This is a genomic window from Hyphococcus sp. D3-15 (assembly GCF_055809375.1).
In genome coordinates, this window is record NZ_CM147910.1 from 1054641 (window position 1) to 1078359 (window position 23719).

General features: G+C 57.6%; 20 protein-coding genes, 1 tRNA gene and 3 pseudogenes. 18 read left to right on the forward strand and 6 right to left on the reverse strand.

Going from position 1 to position 23719, the window contains the following annotated elements:
* Positions 1–62 precede the first annotated feature (62 nt).
* The 9 genes and pseudogenes from AC0L8G_RS05405 (at position 63) to AC0L8G_RS05445 (ending at position 6504) form a co-directional block, all read left to right on the forward strand.
* A pseudogene (locus AC0L8G_RS05405) lies at positions 63–859 on the forward strand (phosphatidate cytidylyltransferase).
* Positions 859–1494, forward strand: a complete 636-nt coding sequence (locus AC0L8G_RS05410) for a lysophospholipid acyltransferase family protein (RefSeq protein WP_473387446.1) — start codon at positions 859–861, stop codon at positions 1492–1494. Before AC0L8G_RS05405 ends, AC0L8G_RS05410 begins: the two are co-directional and overlap by 1 nt.
* Positions 1485–2048 carry a hypothetical protein gene (locus tag AC0L8G_RS05415; protein WP_473387447.1) on the forward strand — a complete coding sequence of 188 codons (564 nt, stop codon included), beginning with the start codon at positions 1485–1487 and terminating at the stop codon, positions 2046–2048. Before AC0L8G_RS05410 ends, AC0L8G_RS05415 begins: the two co-directional genes overlap by 10 nt.
* A gap of 147 nt (positions 2049–2195) precedes the next feature.
* Positions 2196–2684: pseudogene (locus tag AC0L8G_RS05420) on the forward strand (FKBP-type peptidyl-prolyl cis-trans isomerase); the annotation flags it as partial.
* 102 nt (positions 2685–2786) lie between these two features.
* Positions 2787–3158 (forward strand): annotated as a pseudogene (locus tag AC0L8G_RS05425) (FKBP-type peptidyl-prolyl cis-trans isomerase); the annotation flags it as partial.
* A 205-nt stretch (positions 3159–3363) separates the two neighbouring features.
* Entirely contained in the window at positions 3364–3657 is a 294-nt protein-coding gene (locus AC0L8G_RS05430; protein ID WP_473387449.1) for a hypothetical protein, read from the forward strand.
* A 143-nt stretch (positions 3658–3800) separates the two neighbouring features.
* Positions 3801–4985, forward strand: coding sequence for an acetylornithine deacetylase (argE, locus tag AC0L8G_RS05435; protein WP_473387451.1), 1185 nt, complete (start codon positions 3801–3803; stop codon positions 4983–4985).
* A gap of 162 nt (positions 4986–5147) precedes the next feature.
* The gene (locus AC0L8G_RS05440) at positions 5148–5900 is read left to right on the forward strand and encodes a class I SAM-dependent methyltransferase (protein ID WP_473387452.1); all 753 of its coding nucleotides are present in this window, start codon (positions 5148–5150) and stop codon (positions 5898–5900) included.
* Positions 5875–6504 carry a hypothetical protein gene (locus AC0L8G_RS05445; protein WP_473387454.1) on the forward strand — a complete coding sequence of 210 codons (630 nt, stop codon included), beginning with the start codon at positions 5875–5877 and terminating at the stop codon, positions 6502–6504. The genes AC0L8G_RS05440 and AC0L8G_RS05445 overlap by 26 nt, the downstream gene beginning before the upstream one ends.
* A 3-nt stretch (positions 6505–6507) precedes the next feature.
* Here the strand turns inward: AC0L8G_RS05445 and AC0L8G_RS05450 are convergent, their stop codons facing one another.
* Complete coding sequence (locus AC0L8G_RS05450; RefSeq protein WP_473387456.1) at positions 6508–7257, reverse strand: metallophosphoesterase family protein; 750 nt, start codon at positions 7255–7257, stop codon at positions 6508–6510.
* A 102-nt stretch (positions 7258–7359) separates the two neighbouring features.
* Between AC0L8G_RS05450 and galE the strand changes: the two genes are divergently transcribed.
* Positions 7360–8352 carry a UDP-glucose 4-epimerase GalE gene (gene galE, locus AC0L8G_RS05455; RefSeq protein ID WP_473387458.1) on the forward strand — a complete coding sequence of 331 codons (993 nt, stop codon included), beginning with the start codon at positions 7360–7362 and terminating at the stop codon, positions 8350–8352.
* Positions 8352–8765 (forward strand): VanZ family protein, encoded by a 414-nt coding sequence (locus tag AC0L8G_RS05460; RefSeq protein ID WP_473387460.1) that lies wholly within the window; start codon positions 8352–8354, stop codon positions 8763–8765. Before galE ends, AC0L8G_RS05460 begins: the two co-directional genes overlap by 1 nt.
* A gap of 357 nt (positions 8766–9122) precedes the next feature.
* On the opposite strand, the gene AC0L8G_RS05465 is transcribed toward AC0L8G_RS05460, so the two are convergent.
* Positions 9123–9989, reverse strand: coding sequence for a lipoprotein N-acyltransferase Lnb domain-containing protein (locus tag AC0L8G_RS05465; protein ID WP_473387462.1), 867 nt, complete (start codon positions 9987–9989; stop codon positions 9123–9125).
* Between the two features lie 129 nt (positions 9990–10118).
* On the opposite strand from AC0L8G_RS05465, the gene AC0L8G_RS05470 reads away from it, so the two are divergent.
* Positions 10119–10919 carry a TerC family protein gene (locus AC0L8G_RS05470; protein ID WP_473387463.1) on the forward strand — a complete coding sequence of 267 codons (801 nt, stop codon included), beginning with the start codon at positions 10119–10121 and terminating at the stop codon, positions 10917–10919.
* A gap of 50 nt (positions 10920–10969) precedes the next feature.
* On the opposite strand, the gene AC0L8G_RS05475 is transcribed toward AC0L8G_RS05470, so the two are convergent.
* Positions 10970–11242: a hypothetical protein gene (locus AC0L8G_RS05475; RefSeq protein WP_473387466.1), complete on the reverse strand. Its 273-nt coding sequence runs from the start codon at positions 11240–11242 to the stop codon at positions 10970–10972.
* A gap of 177 nt (positions 11243–11419) precedes the next feature.
* Between AC0L8G_RS05475 and AC0L8G_RS05480 the strand changes: the two genes are divergently transcribed.
* The 6 genes from AC0L8G_RS05480 to AC0L8G_RS05505 all read left to right on the forward strand — a co-directional run bounded on the left by AC0L8G_RS05480 (position 11420) and on the right by AC0L8G_RS05505 (position 20486).
* Positions 11420–11509: transfer RNA gene (locus AC0L8G_RS05480), tRNA-Ser, on the forward strand.
* Between the two features lie 570 nt (positions 11510–12079).
* Positions 12080–13747, forward strand: coding sequence for an MFS transporter (locus AC0L8G_RS05485; RefSeq protein ID WP_473387468.1), 1668 nt, complete (start codon positions 12080–12082; stop codon positions 13745–13747).
* Positions 13740–15068: a hypothetical protein gene (locus tag AC0L8G_RS05490; protein WP_473387470.1), complete on the forward strand. Its 1329-nt coding sequence runs from the start codon at positions 13740–13742 to the stop codon at positions 15066–15068. Before AC0L8G_RS05485 ends, AC0L8G_RS05490 begins: the two co-directional genes overlap by 8 nt.
* A 452-nt stretch (positions 15069–15520) precedes the next feature.
* On the forward strand, positions 15521–18046 hold the full coding sequence (locus AC0L8G_RS05495; RefSeq protein ID WP_473387472.1) for a TonB-dependent receptor: 2526 nt from the start codon (positions 15521–15523) through the stop codon (positions 18044–18046).
* A 176-nt stretch (positions 18047–18222) separates the two neighbouring features.
* Positions 18223–19323 (forward strand): amidohydrolase family protein, encoded by a 1101-nt coding sequence (locus tag AC0L8G_RS05500; RefSeq protein WP_473387475.1) that lies wholly within the window; start codon positions 18223–18225, stop codon positions 19321–19323.
* Between the two features lie 35 nt (positions 19324–19358).
* Positions 19359–20486, forward strand: coding sequence for an amidohydrolase family protein (locus tag AC0L8G_RS05505; RefSeq protein ID WP_473387478.1), 1128 nt, complete (start codon positions 19359–19361; stop codon positions 20484–20486).
* Between the two features lie 173 nt (positions 20487–20659).
* Here AC0L8G_RS05505 and AC0L8G_RS05510 read toward each other — a convergent pair whose 3' ends face one another.
* The 3 genes from AC0L8G_RS05510 to AC0L8G_RS05520 are packed head-to-tail and all read right to left on the reverse strand — an operon-like array spanning position 20660 to position 23678.
* The gene (locus tag AC0L8G_RS05510; RefSeq protein WP_473387480.1) at positions 20660–21619 is read right to left on the reverse strand and encodes a DUF8021 domain-containing protein; all 960 of its coding nucleotides are present in this window, start codon (positions 21617–21619) and stop codon (positions 20660–20662) included.
* Positions 21616–22551 carry a DUF8021 domain-containing protein gene (locus AC0L8G_RS05515; protein ID WP_473387482.1) on the reverse strand — a complete coding sequence of 312 codons (936 nt, stop codon included), beginning with the start codon at positions 22549–22551 and terminating at the stop codon, positions 21616–21618. The genes AC0L8G_RS05510 and AC0L8G_RS05515 overlap by 4 nt, the downstream gene beginning before the upstream one ends.
* On the reverse strand, positions 22551–23678 hold the full coding sequence (locus AC0L8G_RS05520; protein ID WP_473387484.1) for a DUF8021 domain-containing protein: 1128 nt from the start codon (positions 23676–23678) through the stop codon (positions 22551–22553). Before AC0L8G_RS05520 ends, AC0L8G_RS05515 begins: the two co-directional genes overlap by 1 nt.
* Between the last annotated feature and the right edge of the window lie 41 nt (positions 23679–23719).

The window sequence follows — 23719 nt, forward strand, 5'->3', positions numbered from 1 at the left end:
AACGAACCTCTCCCGGCGAGGGGACCGTGGAGCTTTCCCGGCGCGTGACGTCATGGTGGTTCATGATCACCATCTTCGCCGTGGCGATCGTGACCAATCGCGTCGTCTCGACGGTGTTTCTCGCTTTCATGACGTTCCTCGCCTTCAAGGAATATCTGTCGCTGATCCCGACGCGCCGGGTCGACCGGCTGATCCTGCTGTTCGCCTACTGGACCATCCCGGTGCAGTTCTATTTCGCGCACCGGAATGAATACGGACATTTCCTGACCTTCATCCCGGTATGGACGTTTCTTTTCCTGCCTATGGTGATGACGCTGATCGGCAAGACCGAAGGGTTCCTGCGCGCGGTGGGGACATTGAGCTGGGGGCTGATGATCACCGTCTTTTCACTCAGTCATACAGCGATGTTGCTATCAACGGATCAGAGCATTGCCGGTCCGGCGGGCGGCGCGGGGTTGCTCTTGTTTCTTGTGGCGTTGACCCAGTTCAATGATGTGGCGCAATTCACCTGGGGCAAGCTGTTCGGCAAGCATAAGATCGTGCCTCGGGTGAGCCCGAAAAAACTTGGGAAGGCTTTCTCGGCGGGCTGGCGTCAACCATTGTCGCGGCCGGGCTCGCCGGGCCCTTTCTGACTCCTATGGCCTGGTATTACGCCGCCATCGCCGGCGCCATCATCGCCATTGCGGGTTTTCTCGGCGACATCACCATTTCCGCCTTTAAACGCGATCTGGGCGTGAAGGATTCCGGCGGGCTCATCCCCGGCCATGGCGGCATTCTCGACCGGGTCGACAGTCTCACCTATGCCGCGCCGGTGTTTTACCACGCCATGCATTTCTTCGTCTTCAGCGGGCGGGTCTGATGAAGCGCGCGCTGCAATATGTGTTTTTCCTCGCGCTGGTGCGCCCGGTCCTGCTGATCATCCTCGGCATGAATGTGCGGGGGCGCGAAAACCTGCCGGTGAAAGGTCCGGCAGTGCTGGTGGCCAATCACAATTCTCACTTGGATACGCTGACCTTGATGGCGCTATTCCCGCTAAAGGACCTGCATCTGCTACGGCCTGCGGCGGCGGCGGATTATTTCCTCGCCAATAAATGGCTCTCCTGGTTCGCCTCGACCATCATCAACATCATCCCGCTGGCGCGGGGCGCGGTGAAAAGGAACCCGCTCGCCGATCTCGAAGCGGCCCTTGATCGCGATGAGATTCTTATTCTGTTTCCGGAAGGCTCTCGTGGCGAGCCGGAACAGCGCGCCGCCTTCAAGCGCGGCGTCGCTTATCTCGCCAAGTCGCGGCCCGACGTCCCGGTCTGCCCCGTCTTCATGCATGGTCTTGGCAAGGCGCTGCCCAAGGGGAGTTTCTTTCTGGTGCCGTTCAATTGCACTGTAGCCGCCAGTGCGCCGATGAGTTGGACAGGCGATGCGCAGGGTTTCATGACCGAGCTGGAAGCGCGGATGACGGATCTCGCCGAGCAGGGAAATTTCCAGCCATGGGAATGAGTGGCCCCCGGCTCTGGGTCACTGGCGCGATCCTGTGGGGATTTGCGGAAGCGACATTTTTCTTTGTGGTGCCCGACCTCCTGCTGACGGCGGCGGTGCTGGTCTTCGGTTTTGCGCGCGCTTTTCGTTTCGCGCTCACCGCGGCTGGCGCGGCGGCGCTTGGCGGCGCCGTTATGTGGGTATGGGGTGCGCATGACCCTGAGGCCGCGCGGGTTTTTCTGCTTTCCGTCCCATTGATCGGTGAAGATTTGCTGTTGCGGGTGCAAAGTGAAATGGCCTGCATATGGCCGCTGGAATTGACGCTCGGCGCCATCTCCGGCGCGCCATTCAAGATCTATGCGGTGGAAGCGGGCGTGACCGGCGTTAACCCGCTCGCTTTCATCATTGTCGGCTTTTTGGCGCGGCTCGCGCGGTTTTCGCTTGCTATCACCCTCACGGCGTTTGGTGTGACGCTCGCCGCGCGCCTTGGGTTCAAACGTATCGCGCCGCTCGGTCTCGCACTCATCTGGGCCGCGATCTATGCGTCTTATGTGCATCTGAGGCTGATCGCTTAAAACGCCAGTGTTACCCGATTTTAACGCAGCGGCGGCGATTCCGCGCGCTCGCTTGTTTTATCCCGCAGGCGCAATGGGGTAGGGTCGCCGCCGAGATCAATCACGCGTCGAAAAAGGAGCAACAGCGTGCGGATTACTGTTTTGATGATGGGGGCGGCCTCACTGGCGCTTGCCGCGTGTGCCCAAAAAGAAGACGCCCCGGAAGCGGCGGCGGAGACATCGCCCGCCGAAATCGCTGCTGAATTGCCTGATGAGGCAAAAACCAGCGCCGAACTAACTGCGGATTTTGAGAAACAGGCGGCGGAAAATCTCGCCGCCGCGAAAAAATTTCTTGAGGAGAACAAGAGCGTCGAAGGCGTTCAGGTTTCTGAGTCCGGCCTTCAGTGCCTGCCGATCAAAGAGGGCGCGCCGGGCGGCCTGACCCCCACCTCTACGGATCTGGTGGTGTTCGAATTTGCGATGGCGACCAGCGACGGTGTCGAGTTCAATTCCTCCCGCGCTATGGGCGCTGCAGCGCAGGTCCGCGTCAATGAAGTGGCGCTCGATGTCCCGGGTCTCGCCGAGGGCCTGCAGATGATGAGCGAAGGCGATCAATATCGCTTTTTCATTCCGCCTGAGCTCGCTTATGGCGACCGTGTCGGCCCCGGCGCGCCCTTCGGTCCGAATGAAGCGCTGATCTTTGATGTGGAGTTGATCAAGGTGCAAAGCCCGCAACGCAACCTTGAGCTGGCGAAAGCCTTTCTTGCCGAAAACGCCAAGAAAGACGGGGTTAAAACCACGCCTTCCGGCTTGCAATATCAGATCCTCACCGAAGGTTCTGACGACGGCAAAAGCCCCGCAGCAAGCGATACGGTCCGGGTTCATTATCAGGGCACGCTGACCAATGGGACGGAATTCGACAGCTCCTATGCGCGCGGCGAACCGATCGAGTTTCCGCTCAATGGCGTCATCGCCGGTTGGACCGAGGGCGTGCAGTTGATGAGCGAGGGCGACAAGTTTCGCTTCTTCATTCCGCCTGCTCTCGCATATGGAGAGCGCGGCGGTCCGGGCGGGTCTATCGGACCGAATGAGGCGCTGATTTTCGAGGTTGAACTCATCGCGGTGAAATAGAACTACGCCCCATTGCCGATCTGCATTCACGCCCCCGCTTGTTCGCAAGCGGGGGTTTTGAGTCCGCGAAATAGACCTTCCGTAGGAGGATCAGCGCCGTGATGGCCCTGATGCGAACTGCATTTTTTTTATTGTTCGTTTACTCGCATCAAGATAAGGGGGAATCTTGCTGACGAATGGTCAGTGTTTAAGGGGATGTCCTCCGATGAGAAAAGCTGTGAAGAAAGCTGCGAAACCTGCAGCGAAAAAACGCACGGTGAAGGCGAAAGCTAAAACCACCAAGAAGAAAACGACCGCAAAAAAGACAGCCAAGAAAGCTGCAAAGAAAAAAGCGCCAGCCAAGCGTAAGGTAGCGAAGAAAGCTCCAGCCAAGCGCAAGACGGCGAAAAAAGTAAAACTGACGGTCAAGAAAAAGCCGGCAGCGAAAAAGACGGCCAAAAAAGCCGCGAAAAAAACGACCGCCAAACGCAAGACGGTCCGCCGCAAGAAGGCAGCTTAAGCCGGTCTGGCGCATTGTTGATGCCCCGGCCTTGTTGTCGGGGCATCCACGCCGCCTCTTTCGGGCGAGGTTAAAACCCGAATTTTCCTTAGATTCCAGCAAGAAAGACTGACGCCGAGCGCTCATTGCGCTTGCGTGGAGGCATGCTTTTCGCGCAGTTTGCGCGCATGAGTGATATTGCAGAACAGCTTTCCTGGATTTCCCGTCTCGTTGCTTTCGACACCACCTCGTCGAAGTCGAACCTCGCATTGATCGAAGACGTCGAAGCCTATCTCGACGGACTTGGCGTCGAGTCCTTTCGGGTTCCCAATGATGACGGCACGAAGGCCAACCTCTATGCGGTGGTCGGCCCAAAGGTCGAGGGTGGCGTCGTCCTCTCCGGCCATACGGATGTTGTGCCGATAGACGGCCAGAACTGGTCGAGCGATCCGTGGACCGTAACCGAGCGGGACGGCAAGCTTTATGGGCGCGGGGTCGCCGATATGAAGAGCTTTTCCGCCATCGGCCTCTCCCTTGTGCCTGAAATGCTCAAAGCAGGGCTGAAGCGTCCAGTCATCTTCGCGCTCTCCTATGATGAGGAGATTGGCTTGTTCGGCGCGCCGAGGATGATCGCCGAGATCGCGGAGAAGGCGCCGACGCCGTCCGCCGTCATCGTCGGCGAACCGACCAATATGAAGGTGATCGACGGCCATAAGGGCATGGGCTCGTTCAAGGTGAAAGTGACGGGCTACACCACCCATTCGAGCCAGACAGATCGCGGCGTCTCCGCGGTAGAGGCGGCGGCGAAGCTGATCACCAAAATTTCCGATATGCGCGAACGCCGCGCCGCGCATGCTGACAAGGCCTCGCCCTTCAATCCGCCCTATTCGACGATGACCGTGAATGTGGCGCATGGCGGCACGCAGTTGAATATCATGGCGGGCGAAGCTGAATTCCAGTGGGATATGCGCGTCGTTCCCGGCGACAGTCGCGAAGACATTATCGGTGAGTTCACCGATTATGCCCGCGGCATAGAGGCGGAAATGCGGGCCAAGGCGCCGGGCTGCCGCATTGAAATCGAACAGATGAGCAATGCGCCCAGCCTGGGCCCGACAGACCACAATCCCGCCGCCGATCTCGCCAAGGCGATTACGGGCCATAACAGCACGGAAGTCGTCGCCTATGCCGCCGAAGCGGGGCAGTTTCAGGAAGCGGGCTTTTCCGTCGTCATTTGCGGGCCTGGCTCCATCGACCAGGCGCACCAGCCGGACGAATTCATTACGCTGGAGCAGGTGCGTGCAGGGACGGTGTTTATGCGCCGGCTCATCGAGCGTTTGAGCGCATCCTGACCTTTCCGTCCGTCCTGTTCGCAAGACTTTGTTAAGCTGTGTAAGGGGAATGTATCTAAACCCCCGGCTTAGAAGGGCTTTTTCGCCGTTTTTACATTTTGTTGACGCTGTCCTGCGAGCTTTCCGGAAAGGCGATGCCGCCGCTCCGAAGGAATGCAAGACGTGAAGACAATTACGCAGTGCCGCGCATGTGGATCGAAAGCGCTAACGTCGGCATTCTCAATGCCGCTTGGTTCGCGCAAAGGCCTTTCGCGCAAGCATGACGCATCGGCGGACTATGTTCTGTGCGATCCTTCGCGCGACGCGCGCGCCTGCGGATTGTTGCAATCCGCTCATGCTGAAGACGAATTTTCCTATTTGCGATCCGGCCATCATGCCTCGACCCGCGATCATTTGCGCGCGGTGGCGACTGAGGCGCTGGAAATGATTTCCGGGCGTGATTGCTCCGCGCTGGATATCGGGTGCAGCGACGGCACGCTTTTGTCCTTCTACCCGCGCTGGGTCGAGCGGTTCGGCGTAGATCCGTCCGAACATATCGAAGAAATTGGTGATTGGGCGTGGACCGGCAAATCAGCGTTTCCGTCCAAAGACGTGGACGCCGCCTTTGGCGATAAGCGCTTCGACATCATCACTGCGGTATCCGTGTTGGAGCATGTAGGCGATCCGCGCGAATTTCTTGCGCGAGTGAAAACACTGCTTGCTGATGACGGCGTCTTCGCGCTGGAAACGCTCTACGCGCCGATGGTGCTGACCCGCACTTGCGTTGAAACATTGCAAGCGGGCGTTTCAGCGGTCTATTCGCTGTCGGTGACCGAATGGCTATTGCGCGAGGCCGGGCTGAAAATTTTCAAAGGCGCGCTCACTTCGAAAGAAGGCGGCTCGATCTCGATTGTTCATCACCCATGCCGATTTTGAAGAATATGACTTTGATCCCTGGTATGAGCGGTTGGCGCGGCTTTGGGACGAAGAGAACGCGCTCGCCATGCGGGCGATGCAACCCTATCAATCCTTTGAACAGCGCGCCGCGGAAGTGCGCCGCGATTTCATCACCATCCTGGACGACATCGCCGCACGCGGCGAATGCGCCCATATTCTCGGGGCCGACGCGCAAACCGAAGCTTTGCTGCGTTGGGCGGGGCCTTCCGCCAAGGCAATCACCGCAGCGGTGGATACCGGTATCGCGCGTGAAAAAGAACGACTCGGCGAAAAGGGTCCGCGCATTATCTCCGAAACGGAATGCCGGTCGGCGGAACCTGATTTTCTGATCGCCTCCGCCCGCTACAAGCGCGAGATCATGGAGCGCTGGCGCGAGGCGGTGATGCTGGGCGCGCAGATCATTTTTGTGACTCCGTCGCCGCATATTGTGACCTCGATGAATTTCGCCAGCGAATATGGCAAAGTCATCAACAATGGCGACGGTCCGGCGGGTGCGCAAACCTTGCGCACGATCCTCGCCGCAGCGGGCGGCCCTCGCCTGATTTCGGAAAATCCGGACGTGGTGAAAACCGCGAACGGGTGACGGCTAGTCTTTCACGCTCAAAAACCGGCGTGTTTTGCCTTCCAGCACAACGGCGGTCAGCATGCCGCCATAACAGGCGCCGGTATCGACTCCGATGCGCCATCCGGCGTCTTCAGGCTTGTCCGTGGGCGTATGGCCATGAACAACCACATAATCCGGCCGTGACGCCGGGGCGGCGTTATGAAACCGCTTGCGTATCCACAAAAGGTCCGTCTCGGTCTGGTCTTCGAGCGGCGCGCCGGGGCGCACCCCCGCATGCACGAACAGATAATCGCCCTCAATATGGGTGAGGTCGAGATTGTTGAGGAAACTCAGGTGCGATTTCGGCGCGGCGGCGCGCAATTCATCGGCAAGCGCGCGCTTGGTTTTGCCGACGGGATCAACACCATAGCTTTCCAGCGTCTCTTCGCCGCCCCAATCGAGCCATTGCCCCAAATCCTCCGGTTCTTCGAGAAAATCGAGCATTAGCGCTTCGTGATTGCCCTTGAGGAACACCGCATCATCATAGTCATTGCGAAGGCTGATCAGTCGGTCGATGACGCCGCGGCTGTCGCTTCCTCGATCCACATAATCGCCAAGAAAGATGAGCTGGGCCTGATGGAGGGCGCCAGCGTCCTCCTTGATCTGCATGAGGAGTTCGTCGAGCATGTCCGCCCGGCCGTGAATGTCTCCGATAGCGTAAACGCGCTGACCAATCGGGACGGATGCGTTTTTTCCCGATTTCTTGAACATTCGCTCGATCATCCGCGCCATTTACCTCATTTCCTCGCCAGCCGGTACACTTCGCCTATCGAAAAGGCTATAAATTTCTGTCAAGGAATCACGCTTAAAGGGCGTGAATAAGGGCGGAAACAGATGAGCGTTCTGGTGACGGGCGGCGCCGGCTATATCGGCGCACATATGCTTCTGGCGTTGGAAGACGCCGGCGAGCCCGCCATTGCGCTCGACAATCTCTCGACCGGCGCGCGCTGGCTCGCGCCGAAAAGCGCCCCCTTCATCGAGGCGGATGTGGGTGATGCGGATGCGCTGGCCCAGGTGTTCGCCGAACATGAAGTCCGGGAAGTCATTCATTTTGCCGGGTCGATCCTGGTGCCGGAATCGATCCGTCATCCGCTTAGCTATTATCAAAACAATACCGCGAACACGATCACGCTGTTGCAGGCTTGCGCGACCGCGGGCGTAAAGCGCTTCATCTTTTCTTCCACGGCCGCGGTCTATGGCACGCCGGAGCGCACGCCGATTTCTGAGGTCGCGCCGATACGCTCGATCACGCCTTATGGCGCGTCTATGGCGATGAGCGAGCGCATCCTGGAGGACGCGGCCGTCGCGCATGGCATCTCTTATGTGACTTTGCGTTACTTCAATGTGGCCGGCGCGGACCCTAAAAACCGCGCAGGCGAGATTGGCAAACCAACCCATCTGATCAAGGCTGCTGCGCAGATTGCGCTCGGCCTGCGTGAAGAAAAATTGCAAATCCATGGCGGCGACTACGCGACGCCTGATGGCAGCGCTATTCGCGACTATGTGCATGTGAGTGACCTCGCCCAGGCGCATTTGGAGGCGCTGGGGCGTTTGCGCGGCAATGGCGGCTCTATCACGCTCAATTGCGGCTATGGCCGCGGCTATTCGGTGTATGAAGTGATCGACGCTTTCCGGCGCGTTTCCGGGGCTCCGATGGACTATGAAGTTGGCCCGCGCCGCGCTGGCGATCCGGCGCAGTTGATTGCGGACAATGCGGCGATCAGAACGGTGCTCGACTGGCGTCCGCGTTATGACGACATCGATTTCATTGTTGAAACGGCGATCGACTGGGAGCGCCGCCTTGCGGCGCGAGAGGGCCCGGCCTGATGCGAATGCCGGTTGCGGTGATGCGCGCGCTGTTCTTTGTGCTGCTTGCGCTCGTCACATACCTCACACTGACGCCCAATCCTGACGACACGAAAGAAGGCTTCGCCGTTGCGCGCTGGGTCGCGAATATATTGTTCGGCGATGCGGCGCTTACCGACAAGGTGGCGCATTTCCTCGGCTATGCAGCGCTCGGGGCGAGCGCCTATTGGGCCGAGCTGAAACTTGTATCCCGAAGGTGGGCGACTGGCGCCGCACTGGTTTTCTATGGCGTCGCGCTGGAAGGCCTGCAGGGGCTGGGCGGCGTGCGCTCGCCCGAAATCGCCGATGCGATCGCCAATGGGATTGGCGCCGCAGCGGGGATCGGTGGCGCTTGTGTGATGGCGCTAATTTTTAAGAAAATACGCGGCGCTTAGGGCGCCATTTTCGACTAACGCATCCTGCGAAAAGGCGCCGCCGGCAGCCAGGGTGGGGGTGTGTAGCTGTCTCGGCGGCGCCTTCGGGGGCTCGCTCACGGCGTGCGGTTACGCAAGGGACGCATATGCGTAAATCGCGGGGTACGCCGCAGCGGCGATTACTGCACAAGTACTGATAAGCGTAATAAAGCGTGTCATGGGTTTCTCTCTCCGTTTCTTGTTATGACGGGGAGATAGTCCCGGCGATTTTGAAAAAAAGCCCTGCCGCATGCTGCTTGCCGCAGGAAAAAAACGCTTCACCGCATGACTATTCGGCAATGTCGGCTGGTCTTTCGAAGGCGTCGTTTCGGCGCGCCCTTAGCGGGTTTCGCGTTCATGAGACGCCATGAAATCACGCCAGCGCGAGGGGAATTCCGCTTCCGGGGCGTTTGCAGCGGCGCGCATGGCGTCGCCTGCCGCGGCGTTGGATTTCAAGTCCTGAAGCTCATTCGTTCCCTCGCCGAGAAAGCCGAGAGCGTGCAGGCGCTCGGCTGAATAGCCAGTGAACACATGCGCATAATGCCAGGGCAGGGCGCCCGGAAAGGCGCTGTTCACCGCCTTCGCCAGTTCATTCGTGCAATTGGATGTCAGCGTGTTGTAAAAGCGCGGCCGCTCTACGAGTGCGTTGGTGCGATCTATGAAATGGGCCAGGATTTGTTGCGCTTGTGACTGCGTGACATTGAGCCGGTAGGCGTAGATTTCATGATCAAGGTTCACTGCGATGCGGGTCAGCACGTCTTTTTCGCTCGACCACAGATAGATCAGCTCAAATTTATTGAACATGCCGTTGAGGCCTGAATAGGTTTCGCCCTGCTCTTTGCGGGCCTCCACCGATATTGCGATGGTCTGGTCGGTTTCGCCGCCAAATACGAAACTGATCAGCGTATGGGCGGCGCCGTGAAACCCTTCGAAGGGCTCAACAAAGAACCAGATCTCCTCAAGGTCGTCCGTATGAAGGGTTTCATCGCGCCAGGCCTGAACCGGGCCGTCCGCCACACTGAAGTCGAAGGCGCGCATATCGTGCAGCCGCCAGTTTCCCTCTTCCATGGCCTTAAAGACTGGCGAACGGGACAGACCGCTCTCCCAATCGCGGTCGGTGCGCGGCGTGCGCAGCATGACCATGAGGCAGAATATGACCAGTCCGGCGGCGATGGCGGCGGCGGCGAGGAGGGTCGGTTTCGGCATGAAGGCTCCAGTTTGGGTGAAGATGCCTTGTTTCCATAGGTTACGCCAGCATGCCCAATGTCGGGCGTCTTGATTAATTGCGCCGAAACGTGGCCCTTTACGCGCTCGTAAAACGGAGGGCTCGCCGCCATGGAATCGCTTTTATCGCTAGAAAATATTTTCACCCTGATGATGCTCATTCTGCTGCAGGCAGTGCTGGGTTTTGACAACCTACTTTATATCTCGATTGAGTCGGGGCGCGTGAGCGAGCACCGCCAGAAATATGTGCGCCATGTGGGGATCGCCCTCGCCATTATTTTACGCCTTGTGCTGATGGTGATCGTGCTCGGTTTGATAAACAAACTCACCCAGCCGCTGTTCGGCGCGAATATTGAAGGCGTGTTTAAAGCCTCTTTCACCTTCCACTCCATCGTCTCATTATTCGGCGGCGGCTTTATCATGTACACGGCGACGAAAGAGATCATGCACTTGCTCGCGGTTGACCACCTGGAAAATCTCAACGAGAAGAAACATCAAAAATCGGTGCCAATGGCGATCGCGACTATCGTTTTCATGAATTTGATTTTCTCTTTTGACTCGCTGCTTTCAGCGATCGCGCTGACTCATGTGGTCTGGGTTATCGCGACGGCGATCATTATCAGCGGCGTGATGATGATCGCGCTTGCCGATCAGGTGTCGGTGTTTTTGAAAAAGAACCGGATGTTCGAAGTGATCGGTCTCTTCATTCTTTTCATTGTCGGCGTGCTGCTGATCACCGAGGGCGGTCATCTCGCCCATATGGAGTTGTTCGGTTTTGAAGTGATCGCAATGTCGAAGGCGAGCTTCTATTTCGTCATCTTCGTCATGGTGGTGGTTTCGACGGTGCAAGCTCGCTACCGCAACAAGCTCGAAGCGCTCCGCGCAAAAGAGCACGGAGAGGTGTCAGCTTAAAATCGTAGATACAGCCCGGCGCCGCGAGTATTGAACTCCGCGCCGGGTGATTAATCCATCGGCCGGAAGATCAAGGTCAGGACGACGCCGATAATGCCGAGGACTCCCCAAAGCGGCAGGCCCATGATCGTGCCAATCGCTTGCGATACGCCGCCGGGGGAGTTGCTTACCAGCGCCGCGCCGTCCAAGCCGAACAGGCTGAGCACCATTTCTGTCGAGCGCATGACCGGCTCGCCGGCCTCCAGAGAGGAAACGCCGTCCGCCCCTAATAATGCGATGGCGATCGCCACCAAAACCCACGCAATTATGCGAAACGCCGCCATGTTGAGGCCCCCTCGGGATAGTTAACGCAAACTTAACAGACCCCAGACTAGCCCGGCCCGGCCCGGCCTGCAAACCCACTGGTTAAACCGGCGCAGCCAGGCGAATCCACTGCAAAATCGCCGTGCATTAAGGCTTGCGCACCGCTTCGCCATGGCTATAGTCCGGCGCTTCTGAACGGACAGGTGGCCGAGTGGTCGATGGCGCACGCTTGGAAAGCGTGTGGGCGTTTACGCGTCCCGTGGGTTCGAATCCCACTCTGTCCGCCAGCTCATTCCACCGCATTTTCCTTTTCAATCGCCCGCCCGCAAGCACCCGGACTTTTTGCCGGCCGGAGAAAAGCTAGCGCCAGCGGTCCGACGGCGGATCACCTGAGAGGAAGTGCATTCCGGTGACAGGAAATAGGCGCAAACAGCCGGAGAACAAGAAGCCGGGGCGCGCTGGCAAAGAGGCTTTTATTTTTGCCAATGGCGGCCGGAGTGCCGGCCTGACTATCAGGCGTTTCCGGCTTAACAGATTGACTCTAGAGGACAAAAAGTAATTAACTCACAAGCGTGAGAATATTATTGGGGGCATGGTGAAGCCGGGGACGCCAAAATCCGCAAGCATGACGGAAGTCCTTCAGCCTTCAGGGCGGGGGCGTACCCACGCATCTTGGCGCGCCGGTGTCAGGGTCGCGTCGTCGCTCCTGAAAATGCGTCTATGACCGCAATCATCCGAAACGGAAAAGGCGCAGACATTCACAGCATTTTTTAGTCCAGCAGTTTTGTCACACAGAAAAACAACGCCGAAGCCGGCGCGAGATCGGCGATGGTGAAAACATAGCGAGAGGAACGCCAATGACTGACGGAGAAGCCGGCGCGGTCGCCGCGCATGACTTGAAGCGAAGCGACGCCAAGGTCATTGCAGCCGCATCACTCGGGACAATGTTCGAGTGGTATGATTTTTATCTGTATGGTTTGCTCGCCAGCTATATCTCTGTGCAATTCTTCTCCGGCGTTAATGAAACGACAGCGTTCATTCTGGCGCTTGCGGCGTTCGCTGCAGGATTTGCGGTTCGTCCTTTCGGCGCAATCGTCTTTGGGCGGATTGGTGATGTTGTCGGGAGAAAAAACACGTTTCTGGTCACTATGGGTTTGATGGGGCTGTCGACTTTTGCGGTCGGATTTCTGCCCAATTATGAAAAGATCGGCATCGCGGCGCCGGTTATCCTCGTCGTCTTGCGGTTGCTTCAAGGGCTTGCAGTCGGCGGTGAATATGGCGGCGCGGCTACCTATGTCGCTGAACACGCCCCGGAAGGCCGGCGCGGTTTCTTCACCAGTTTCATTCAAACGACTGCGACCATCGGGTTATTCGCCGCGCTCTTATTGGTGATCGGATTGCGCTCCACAATGGGTGAGGAAGCCTTTGCGGCATGGGGTTGGCGCATTCCTTTCTTGCTGTCGATTTTCCTTTTGGGCATCTCGCTCTGGATCCGTTTACAGCTAGCGGAAAGCCCGATCTTTCAGAAAATGAAAGATGAAGGCGCAACCTCAAAGGCGCCGCTCGCCGAGGCTTTCGGGCGTTGGTCCAATCTCAAATATGTGTTGATTGCGCTTCTGGGCGGCGTCGCCGGGCAAGCCGTGATTGGTTATACGGGCCAGTTCTACACGCTCTTCTATCTTGAGCGCATCGCCGATGTTGATCCGGCGACTTCGAACATTCTTCTGGTGATCGCCTTGATCATCACGACGCCGACTTTTGTTTTCTTCGGCTGGCTCAGCGATAAAATAGGACGCAAAAAGATCATCATGACGGCGTGCATACTCGCCACGGTGACCTTGTTTCCGCTATTCAAAGCGCTGACGAACGCGGCGAATCCAGATCTCGCCCGGGCGGTTCGCGATGCGCCTGTCACTGTCGTCGCCAATGCGAAAGAGTGTTCGTTTCAATTCGATCCGATTGGCAAAAACACGTTCGACAAAACGAGTTGCGACATCACCAAGGCGTATCTCGCGCGCAATGGGATCAACTATATCAATGTTGATGCGCCTGCTGGAGCGCTAGCTGAAGTTCGCATTGGGGAGACGGTGATCACTGCGCCGAACCCCGCGGCGTTTGATGAGACCGGACTTGCCGCAGAGATAAATGCGTTTCAGCAAGCGGTTGGCGATCAACTCATAGTGGCCGGCTATCCCAGCGAGGCGGACCCTGAGAAGGTTAACCGGCCGCTTGTCATAGCGATCATTGTCGCCATCATGCTGATGGTGACCGCCGCTTATGCGCCATTGGCGGCAATGCTTGTCGAACTCTTCCCCGCTCGCATTCGCTACACGTCTATGTCATTGCCCTATCATATCGGTAATGGCTGGTTCGGCGGATTCTTGCCGACAACTGCATTCGCCATGGTCGCGGCCACCGGGAATATTTATTACGGGCTTTGGTATCCGGTCCTTATTGCGGGCATGACCGCCGTAGTCGGCATTCTCTTTCTTCCAGAAACCTTCCGGAGGAATATTGATGACTAATCAATCAGAAGGACCGGGCTCCGGGCTCACGACAACACGGCGCAAGTTTCTGACGGCTTCTGCGGTCGCGCCGATACTTACCGCTGGCGCCGCCGTGGCTATGGCGGCGCCGGATGCGGAGTCCGTCGCCGAGGATTTGCAGCGATATATCAGCTTCGGAGGCAAGCAGTCCGGCGGACCCGGCGACATCGCTTGCGGCGCGTGGCTCGAGCATGAATTGGCAAAGGCGGGTTTTGAGACCGAGCGCCAGAATTTCTCGGCGCCATGGTTCGAGCCCGGACAGGCCATGTTGACCGCAGGTGATGCAAAAGCGCCGCTTTGGCCACAGCCAATTGTCCAGACGACGCCTGAAGCGGGCGTGACGGCGCCGATCATTCGGGTCGATCAAAATGGCAACGCATCAACCGCCTTGGACGGCGCCATCGCGCTGATCGACCTGCCCTTTGGGCGTTGGTCGTCGATGTTTTGGCCGGGGGTTCGCAAGCCCGTGGAGGAGGCGATGGCGGGCGGCGCGGTGGCTTGCGTCATCATCACCAATGGGCCGAGCGGCAAGGTGATTGCGCTGAATACCGATGGCAGACGCCCTCTTTATGACAAGCCGCTCGCTTTGCTGGCGCCGGAGGATGCGGCGCCCTTTCTTGCTGCGGCGATGGAGGGGCGTGAGGGGACTATGATTTTGACCGGTCAGGGCGGGCGCAGAGAGGCGTTCAACCTGGTCGGCCGGTTAGACCGTGGACGAGGGAAGTGGCTTGTCGTGTCGACGCCGCGTTCAGGTTGGTTCACTTGCGCGGGCGAGCGCGGCGGCGGGATCGCGGCGTGGCTCCAGATCGCGCGATGGGCAAGCCGGTCTGCGCGCGACTACGACCTCGCATTTGTATGTAATAGCGGCCACGAATACCAATATCTGGGTGCGGAGGAGTTGCTGCACAATGTTGCTCCGGCCCCTGCGGACACCGCTTTCTGGCTTCATCTGGGCGCCAACCTCGCCTCGCGGGACTGGCATGACACTGTCGGCGGGCGGCGGCCATTGCCTGGGACGGACTCTCAACGCTATCTCGTCGTGAGCCCAGAGCTCGTCTCAACGGCGCGCACGGAGTTTTCCGGGCTTGCCGGCCTCGAGGCCCCTTATGCAAGTGACGTATTGTCGGCGGGTGAGCTGACCAATGTCATTGAGGCAGGTTACGCGCCGGTCGCAGGAATTTTTGGCGTTCACCGTTTCCATCATGTGGAAGAAGATGACGAAAAATGCGTTTCGGCTGAGGCTGTTGCGGCGACAGCCGCTGCGTTCCAGCGCCTGTTGGAGCGTGTGTTGCTAAAGTGATGGGGCGCTGATGTGTCTGCGCGCAACGAAACCCGGCGCTTCCCTTGAAATGGGCCTGACATGCTGTTTTTTGTGCACCCGCACAATTATGAAAAAGAACGTCACAACTAAACCCGAATGCAGCATTTCAGCAGCGCCGAAGCGGTGAAACCCGCGAATTGTTTACGAATTGAGATGGCGCCAAAGCCGCACTCGCCGGGGAGAAGTTTAGTATTTCTAGTTCTGGCAACTCAACTATCTAATTGGGGCAAGGCCGCCGATCTCCACTATCTGTAGATTCCCCTGAGCGCATGTCAGCTAGGTTGACGAAAGTCGGGTTTGGCGAGGCTTGATCCGACATGGCGCGGAAGGATGGGTAGGGCAACGGTTTCACGATGCGTCCTGGCGCTGGGCAAGGGCGGCTACCCGTAAAACTAAAAAGATACGGATCAATCCGGTTAGGGAGTGGAAAAATGAGTGATATTCCGGGGAATGCAGGAGTGCGCCTATTTCGCGCGTCTCTGCTGAGCGCAACTGCTATTGGTGCTGTTGCGATATCGGCCGCGCCGGCAATGGCGCAAGGCGGCACAACGGTTGACGAAGCTGGGCCGCGCGACGAGATCGTCGTTACGGCGCAGATGCGTGAGCAAAATTTAGAAGACATCCCGCTTTCGATTTCTGCGATTAACGGTGACTTGCTGGAGGCTCGCAGCCAAACCAGCCTTACTGACATTACAGCGCAGGTCCCGAACCTGCTGCTGCAGAAGAACCCGTCCGGCAGCGGCAACTCGATGCGCGCTTTCATTCGCGGCGTTGGCCAATCGGACCAAAGCCCGTCAGTGGAGCCCGGCGTCGGCATTTATGTTGATGACGTCTATTTCGGGACGGTCACGGCATCGGCTTTCGACCTGATCGACCTTGACCGCATCGAAGTTCTTCGCGGCCCGCAAGGCACGCTTTCAGGCATGAACTCGCAAGGCGGCTCCATCAAGCTCTACTCGCGCAAGCCGGAAGGCGAAGGCGGGTTTGTCTCCGTCACCGCGGGCAATCTCGGTCGCCGCGACGTTACGGCGAGTGCGGATTTCACGATTGCTGAAGACCTTGCTTATGCTCGTATCACCGGGATCACCCGGAATCGGGATGGTCATGTCACGCTTTATAATTATGCGTGTCTCAACCCAACAGATCCCGATGTTATTTCAGGCGCTATTCCGAGCCTGATCAGCAGCGGCGATTGCAGAAGCGGTGAACTTGGCAATCAGCAAATGTACGCCATGCGCGGGGCGCTGCGCATCGCGCCGGCCAGCAGTCCGCTGGAAATCAACATCATCGGGGATTACACCAAGGATACATCGAACACACAGGCGTCAGTGTTGATCGCCAGTGGTGAGTCCGCGACGGTTGGAAATGCTAGCGGCTACCTTGATCGCTCTGGCCTGAGCATCCCTTACCAGGGCGCTGCTTATGATGATCGCTTCGTACCCTACGGACAGTTCCGCCGTCCGGACGCGGTGCTCAACGATCCATACGCGTCCTATGCGAACTTCTATGATCCGGGCGTCACCTATATGGCCGCTGGTCCGCAAGCGGGTCCGCCTTCAACCGTTCCTGCAGGCGGTCCAAACGGCCCGTTCATTGCGGTCAACGGCAGTGAGGTCGAAGCCTGGGGTGTTTCCGCCACGATCGATTATGAGTTGAGTGAAAACCTCACTATTAAGTCGATCACCGGGTATCGCTCCTATGATACGACGAGTGGCAACGATAACGACAACTCGCCAATCGTTTATATCCAAAGCTCGGACTGGTTTGAACATGAGCAGTTCAGTCAGGAGCTTCGCCTGAGTGGCGCTTTCGCCGAGGACACGCTCTTTTTCACGATTGGCGGCATTTATTATGACGCCAAGACGCGTCCGCTTTCTCGCATCCACACGCCATTCTCAGGCTTCGGGCCGGCTGACATGCCGACCTTCTCCTTCCTCAATGATGACACGGCTGATTTGAACGTTCTCGCTGGCTTCGCAAACGTGGCATGGAACGCCACCGAAGCGTTGACCTTCGAAGGCGGCATTCGCGTCACCGACGAGCAGAAGGACTACACCTTTGGGCGCCTCAATCCTGATGGGATGAGCGATTATTTGCCGCTGAGCAACCCGAGCAACCAGCTCACCGGCTATACCGATACCTATGCGGAGACGATCACGGACTATCGCGCCGTCGCCTCCTATCGGTTCACGCCTGGCCTGATGACCTACTTCCAGTTTGCGACCGGCCACAAAGGCGGCGGTATCTCTCCACGTCCTTACAACGTGTTCCAGATCAGAGATTTTGGTCCGGAGAAATTGCGGTCATACGAAGTCGGCTTCAAGGTTTCCGGGTTTGACAACCGGGTCCGCCTTAACGGCGCCGCCTTCCACATGAAGTATATCGGCTATCAGGGCATTCCTGATTTCTGTATCGACGAAAATGGCGACCGGGTTGATATGAACCCGCGTGGCCTGTGCGGTCAGTATCTGAACCTTGCAGATGCGACGGTTCAAGGTTTTGAGCTGGAAGCGTTTCTGGAGCCGGTCGACAACTTCAACATTGATGCCTCTGTCAGCTTGACCGACTTCGAATTTGGCGAGCCGACATACGCCACGACGTCTGTCGTCGAGGGCGCAAATCGTCCGGGCATCGGTGAGTGGAAGTGGAGCGTCGGCGCTCAATATGTGGTTGATATGGGAACCTCGGGCACGCTTACGCCGCGCGTCGATGTCGCCTATACGCCAGGATATTGCGGCAACTTCGCTTGCGACCCTAACGCGATTGTCGAAAGCCACACACTTGCGAATGCGCGTCTGACATATCGCACCGATGATGGCGATTGGGCGGTTGCGCTTGAGGCGACGAACTTGTTCGATAAATATTACTTCCTGAACAAATTCACGAACGGCTTCTATGCGACAGGCCAGCCAGGCCGGCCGCGGGAGATCGCAGTCACAGTCCGCCGCAACTTCTAAAGCGGACTGCTGAATTTCGCCGATAAACGGGCGGTGTGGGGCTGGCGCCTTTGGGCCGCGTTCGCACCGCCCGTTTTCGGTTCGCCTTTAAAAAAGAATGCTTGTAACCAGCAAAATTGGGAAACCCGGCGTTTCCTGAAACCGGCGGTCAGCGAGCGCAGTTAAGGGAGAAGCGCGTGAAATTGGATCGTCGTACATTGTTGAGTGCTGCGTCAGCGACAGCAGCAACGGGCGTAGTCAGCGGGATGGGTCCGGCGGCGGCGGCTCGAAGCCAAACCCGGGTCGCCGTAGAAGAGGCTTTTTCCACAACTGAACATATGAACGCGATGCGCGCATTTGTTGATGCGCATCCGGAAGTCACGCGGTTCGATTACAAATTGTGGCGCATGATAACCGCAAATCTCGACGCGGACACGCCGCGCCGGCTGCTCGATTTCACAGACTTGCGGCTTAAGGAGATGGACGAGTACGGCGTCACGATGCAGGTCTTGTCGCTGACTTCTCCGGGTGTGCAAATGCTTGACCCGGATGTCGCCGTTGGCGTTGCACGCGGCGCCAATGACGAACTATCAGAGGTGATCGCGCGTCACCCGCGCCGTTTCGGCGGGCTTGCAACAGTTGCTCCGCAAGATCCGGCAAAAGCGGCGGCGGAGATAGAGCGCGCGAGGAACACGCTGAAACTCAACGGCGTCGTCATCAATTCCCACACCAATAATGAGTATCTCGACAATCAAAAATTCTGGCCGATTTTGGAAGCGGCGGAAGCGATGGATATGCCGATATATCTCCATCCGCGTACGCCTTCCGACCAAATGCGCGCGCCCATGGATGAATATAATATGGGCAGCGCCTTTTGGGGCTACGGGATGGAAACATCGACCCATTTTGTGCGCCTGATGATGAGCGGCGCTTTTGACCGCTTCCCGAATCTGAAAGTGGTGCTGGGTCATATGGGTGAAGCGGTGCCGTTCTGGATCTGGCGCCTTGACTATATGAGCGCGCCCGGCCGCGCCCGGGGCGAAACGCCGACCAAATTGCTGCCGAGCGAATATCTTCGGCGGAATTTGCGCATCACGACGAGCGGGCAGGAAAACCCCGCCGCACTCAGATATTCGATTGATGTGCTGGGCCTGCAAAATGTGATGTGGGCGATCGATTATCCCTATCAACAAACGCCGTCGGCAGTGCGCTTTATGGACGATGCGCCGCTTACCCAGGAAGAGCGCGACGCCGTTTACTGGCGAAACGCCGCCCATGTGTTCAATTTGGAAGTCTGATCAAGACGCCAAAAAAGATCAGAGGAGTGATCCGTATGCATCGTAGAGAGTTGTTGGGTTTTGCAGGCATGGTCGGCGCCGCAGCTGCTTTGCCTGGTGTTGCGAAGGCGCAGAAAAGCCTTGAGGGAAGCTTTCCCAAACCGACAGGCAATTACCGGCGTATCGGCACAGAGGCTGCTTTTGCGACGAAGCCTCAGCTTGATGCTTTTCGGGGTGTCGCAAAATATCTCGATGACAGTCCGGAAATCGCTTTCGCCAATATCCTTCTCGGCGACAATGATTACGCGAAGGATATGACGCCGCGGCTTCTCAATATCGGAAAAAACCGCGTGGCGGAGATGGATGATGGCGGCGTCGCCATGCAAGTGCTGTCGCTGACCTCGCCGGGCGTGCAGATTTTCAATCCCGATGTCGCCGTCGCGGTCGCCCGCGAAAGCAACGATATCCTCGCCGATGCAATCCGCAAGAATCCGTCGCGTTTCGCCGGTCTCGCCGCAATAGCGCCGCAAGATCCAGCGCGCAGCATTATAGAGATGGATCGGGCGATCAATAAGCTCGGCCTGAATGGCTTTATCGTAAATTCGCACACCAATGGCGAATATCTCGATCAGGAAAAATTCTGGCCAATTCTCGAAGCGGCCGAAGCCCTCGACAGGCCGATCTATATCCATCCGCGCGCGCTGCCCAAGGACTCGTTGGGGCCCTTCAACGCCTACGGATTGCAAGGCGCCTCATGGGGCTTCGCCGTCGAAACCGGGACGCATGGAATGCGGCTCTTATTGAGCGGCGTCTATGACCGCTTTCCGGGTTTGAAGGTCATCCTTGGCCATATGGGCGAGGGGATCCCCTATTGGGTGTATCGTTTCGATCATATGTATGAGAAGGCAAAAGCGAACTGGGGCACCGGTTCGCTGGAGAATACGCCAAGTTTTTATCTCAAGCGGAATATGATGATTACGACAAGCGGCATGTTCTCAGAGCCGGTTTTGCAATATTGCATGCATGTCGTCGGGCCGGAAAACATCATGTGGGCCGCTGATTTTCCGTATCAGGATAATCGCGAAGCGGCGGCGTTTATGGACGCAGCGCAGATTTCAGAGGCCGATAAAATCAAGATCTACTCGGGCAACGCCGAGCGCGTATTCCACCTTAGAACGAACTGACGCGCTCTTGGTGTTGTGGGAAAATCGATATTTTCCCACGCCGCGGGTTCCGTCTATACATCCTTCCCGGAACCCGCGGCGCTTATTTTTGAAATGTCGTTTTTTTTCGAAAGCGTCGCCGCGCTAAAGCATGTCGCATAGCGCGGCGCTGAAAAAAGTACGCTGTTTGACGGCTATTTCTGGCGCCAGAGGTCTTTCATATCGAAAGGGCTGCGCATTCCGAACGGAACACGCGGGCCGAAGACAACTTCGACACCTTTCACCTGCCCATCGATGACCTTGAACAGCTCGACTTGTTGAATGGTGAAGGGGACCAGTTCGCCCGGCCCCATTTCAATGGTCTGTCCGTACACCTCGACGGAAGTCGCGTCTCCCGGAACATTCGGAGAGAAATACCCGATGACCAGGCCGCGCTCTTCATCTACGCCCCAGAAGCGGCGCGGATAGACCGTGTTGCCGTTGACGAATCGTCCTGACGCCATCTGACCATAGCAGCCGAACTCGCCAATATTGGTGGAGGGCGGACCGCCTTCCGCCGGTGATTTCTTGGTCCCGGTTGTCAGATGCCCGTTGTCGTACCGAATGCAGTCATCGCGATAGTTGGAACGGATCGCATTGCCCGTTTCCATCGCATCCCAATGCTGGTGGACGATTTCCTTCAACCGTTCGCGGGAGGACCGCGTCTCGGGCGGTTCCACCTCGCTGAAAGTCTCGCGCGGCGGCGGGGCGTGGTTGGCTGCGGTGAGTGGCGAGCGGCCAACCTGCGTTTCCACTTCGGTGATCTTGCCGTTTTCTATTTTAAGCCTGACGGCCAGGAAAACGGCATTGCCCATCTCATCGACGATGCCGATCCAATTGGCGTGACCCAATGTTTCGTCGGATGCGTATACATCCCAGTCCCGCTTTCCGGAAACCGTCCGCCAAAGACCTTCTTTGCCGATTTCAAGAGGAATCAGATTCTCGCTGAAGCGGACGTTTTTCGCCAAGGGCAATTTGTTGGCGTCCTTGGCGACAAGGGCTTCGATATATGCGTCCGCGTGAGCGTTAAGGCATTCGCGGTCGCATGCTGAATTGCCTGCAAATGCGGGGCTCGCGAGCCCCAACAATGCAGCGATGGCGAGATTTCTGATCATTGCGCGTCAACGCTGTTCCACGGCGTCGGCATGTAAAAAGGCAGCGATGTCGCCACGCCTTCCGCCCGCATAATCTTGTCGCCTTCGATTTTGACCAATTCAGCCACAAGGCGGCTCATTGGATAGGGGCGCTGTAACGTCGCCATCTCGCCTTTTATCGTGCGAAAGCTCAGTTCTTCAGCTGGCAGATCCTGTACACTGATCGCCAGGACCAAGCCGCGTTTGGTGTCGACGACAGGGAAGCGGCGATCGCGAATGCGATTCACAGTGGCGAACAGACCTGCTTCAAAAACTGAAGCGCAATCCGCTTCCGCCGGCTCGACATCAAGCTCGGCCGATGTGATTTGCACGCCGTTTTCCACCATCGCGCAGTCAGATGCGAATTCAGTCAGCAACGCGCCATTGTTGCGCTGTTTGGTTGCGAGATAGCTGTTGGCGAGATCCACAAGGCGTTCGCGCGATCGCCGGTCGCCAGCGGCGACGGAATCCGTCATGTCCGACGGTATTGCAAATTCTGTTGGCTCGCCGAATGGGATAGGCCAGCGTTTGCGCCCTGCAATGACTTCGATCTCTTCAATCTTGCCTTTTGGGGCCTTGATTCTGATCGCGCCGAAGGATGGCTCGTCATGATCCCATATGGTGCCGAACCACACGACATTTCCGCTTTTGGCGTCGGCCATGGCGAAGGCTTTTGGTCCCGTCTTGTCGCCGGCGGAGCCCCACCAACCATCGCCGATCATCAGCGGCACATTGTTTTCGGAAAACTTTACCGGATCGGCCCAAGGCAGCCGGCGGAAATCCTGATCCGCAATTGCGGACATTGTTTTGTCTGCGAGTTTAAGCAGGCAGGACTCGTTGCATTTTTGTGCGACGGCGGGAGACGCTGTGAAAAGCAAAGCGGCGCCGGCCAGGGATGAAATGAACTTGTTCATTACTCGTCTCCCTCCGCCCAAGGCGAATGCATGCCATAGGGCACATAGTCAAAATTCGCTTCGATCGTCAGGATTTCGCCATCGACAATCTTGAAAGCTTCCATAATCGAAAGCGAGTTAGGCCATTTCAGCAATGTCTTCATGGTGCGCCCATCTGTCAGTTCATATTCGTCGAATGTGTTGGCGTGGTCGAAGAAGTTCGTGCCCACGACAATGCCGCGCTCCTCGTCAATGATGGGGAAACGCCGTTCGCGAAGTTGTTTGTTGATGCGGTAAATACCGAGTTTGAATTGCGCTTCGCAGCCTTCAGCCACTGACGCGGAATTGTTCGAGTTTCCAGTCGCTGCGGTTGTGCTGATTCCGTTTTCCAATCGCGAGCAATCGGGTTTGAAATGCGCGAAGACCTGCCCGTTGTTGAACTCCACTGTATTGAAGTATGAGTCCGCCACGGCGCGCAATCGCGGACGCGGGCGCCATTGCTCTTCGGTCAGTGCTTGTGTCCATGCGGGATGGTGCGGCTCCTTGCCGGTCCCGTGGATCAGCGGCATGCCAGTCACGCGGGCGATAACCGTTTCGGCTTCGCTGATTTTGCGATCCTTATCGACATGCAGGCGGAAGGACAAGAAAACAAGCTTGTCATGTTCATAGGCATGTCCGAACCAGGCGACATTGCCGGTTAACGTGTCAGACGCGATCATGCCGTCTTCAGGGTCCGCCGCGCTTACCGTGGCCCACAAACCCTTGCCGATCGGCATTTCGACGCTGTTTTCCGTGAATTTGATATCGTCGGAGAACGGAGCTTTCGACGGATCTTTGGCTGCAAGCGCAGCAACATAGGATTTGGCTGCGGATTCGAGGCAGGCGCGATCACAGTCGCCGCGAGGTAATGCGCTTACCTCGCCATAAGATTGCGCCATTGCGGGGGCGGCGAACGCCGCACCCAGGATTGAGCCCAAAGTCAGGCTAAGTGAGGCTAGCGCTCCACGTTGCATCAATTGTCTCCCATTCATTTGTACCGCAGGCTGACAGCGCAGGCGCGCGCTGTCATTGCTCCTAGTGAATTGTCGGCTTTGCTCATATGGAAACTGCCGTTTCGCCGCGCGTTGCAGTGCAAAAACGCCATTCACCTACAGCATTGCGGACGCCGCCGCCGGGCCGGATACTCAAC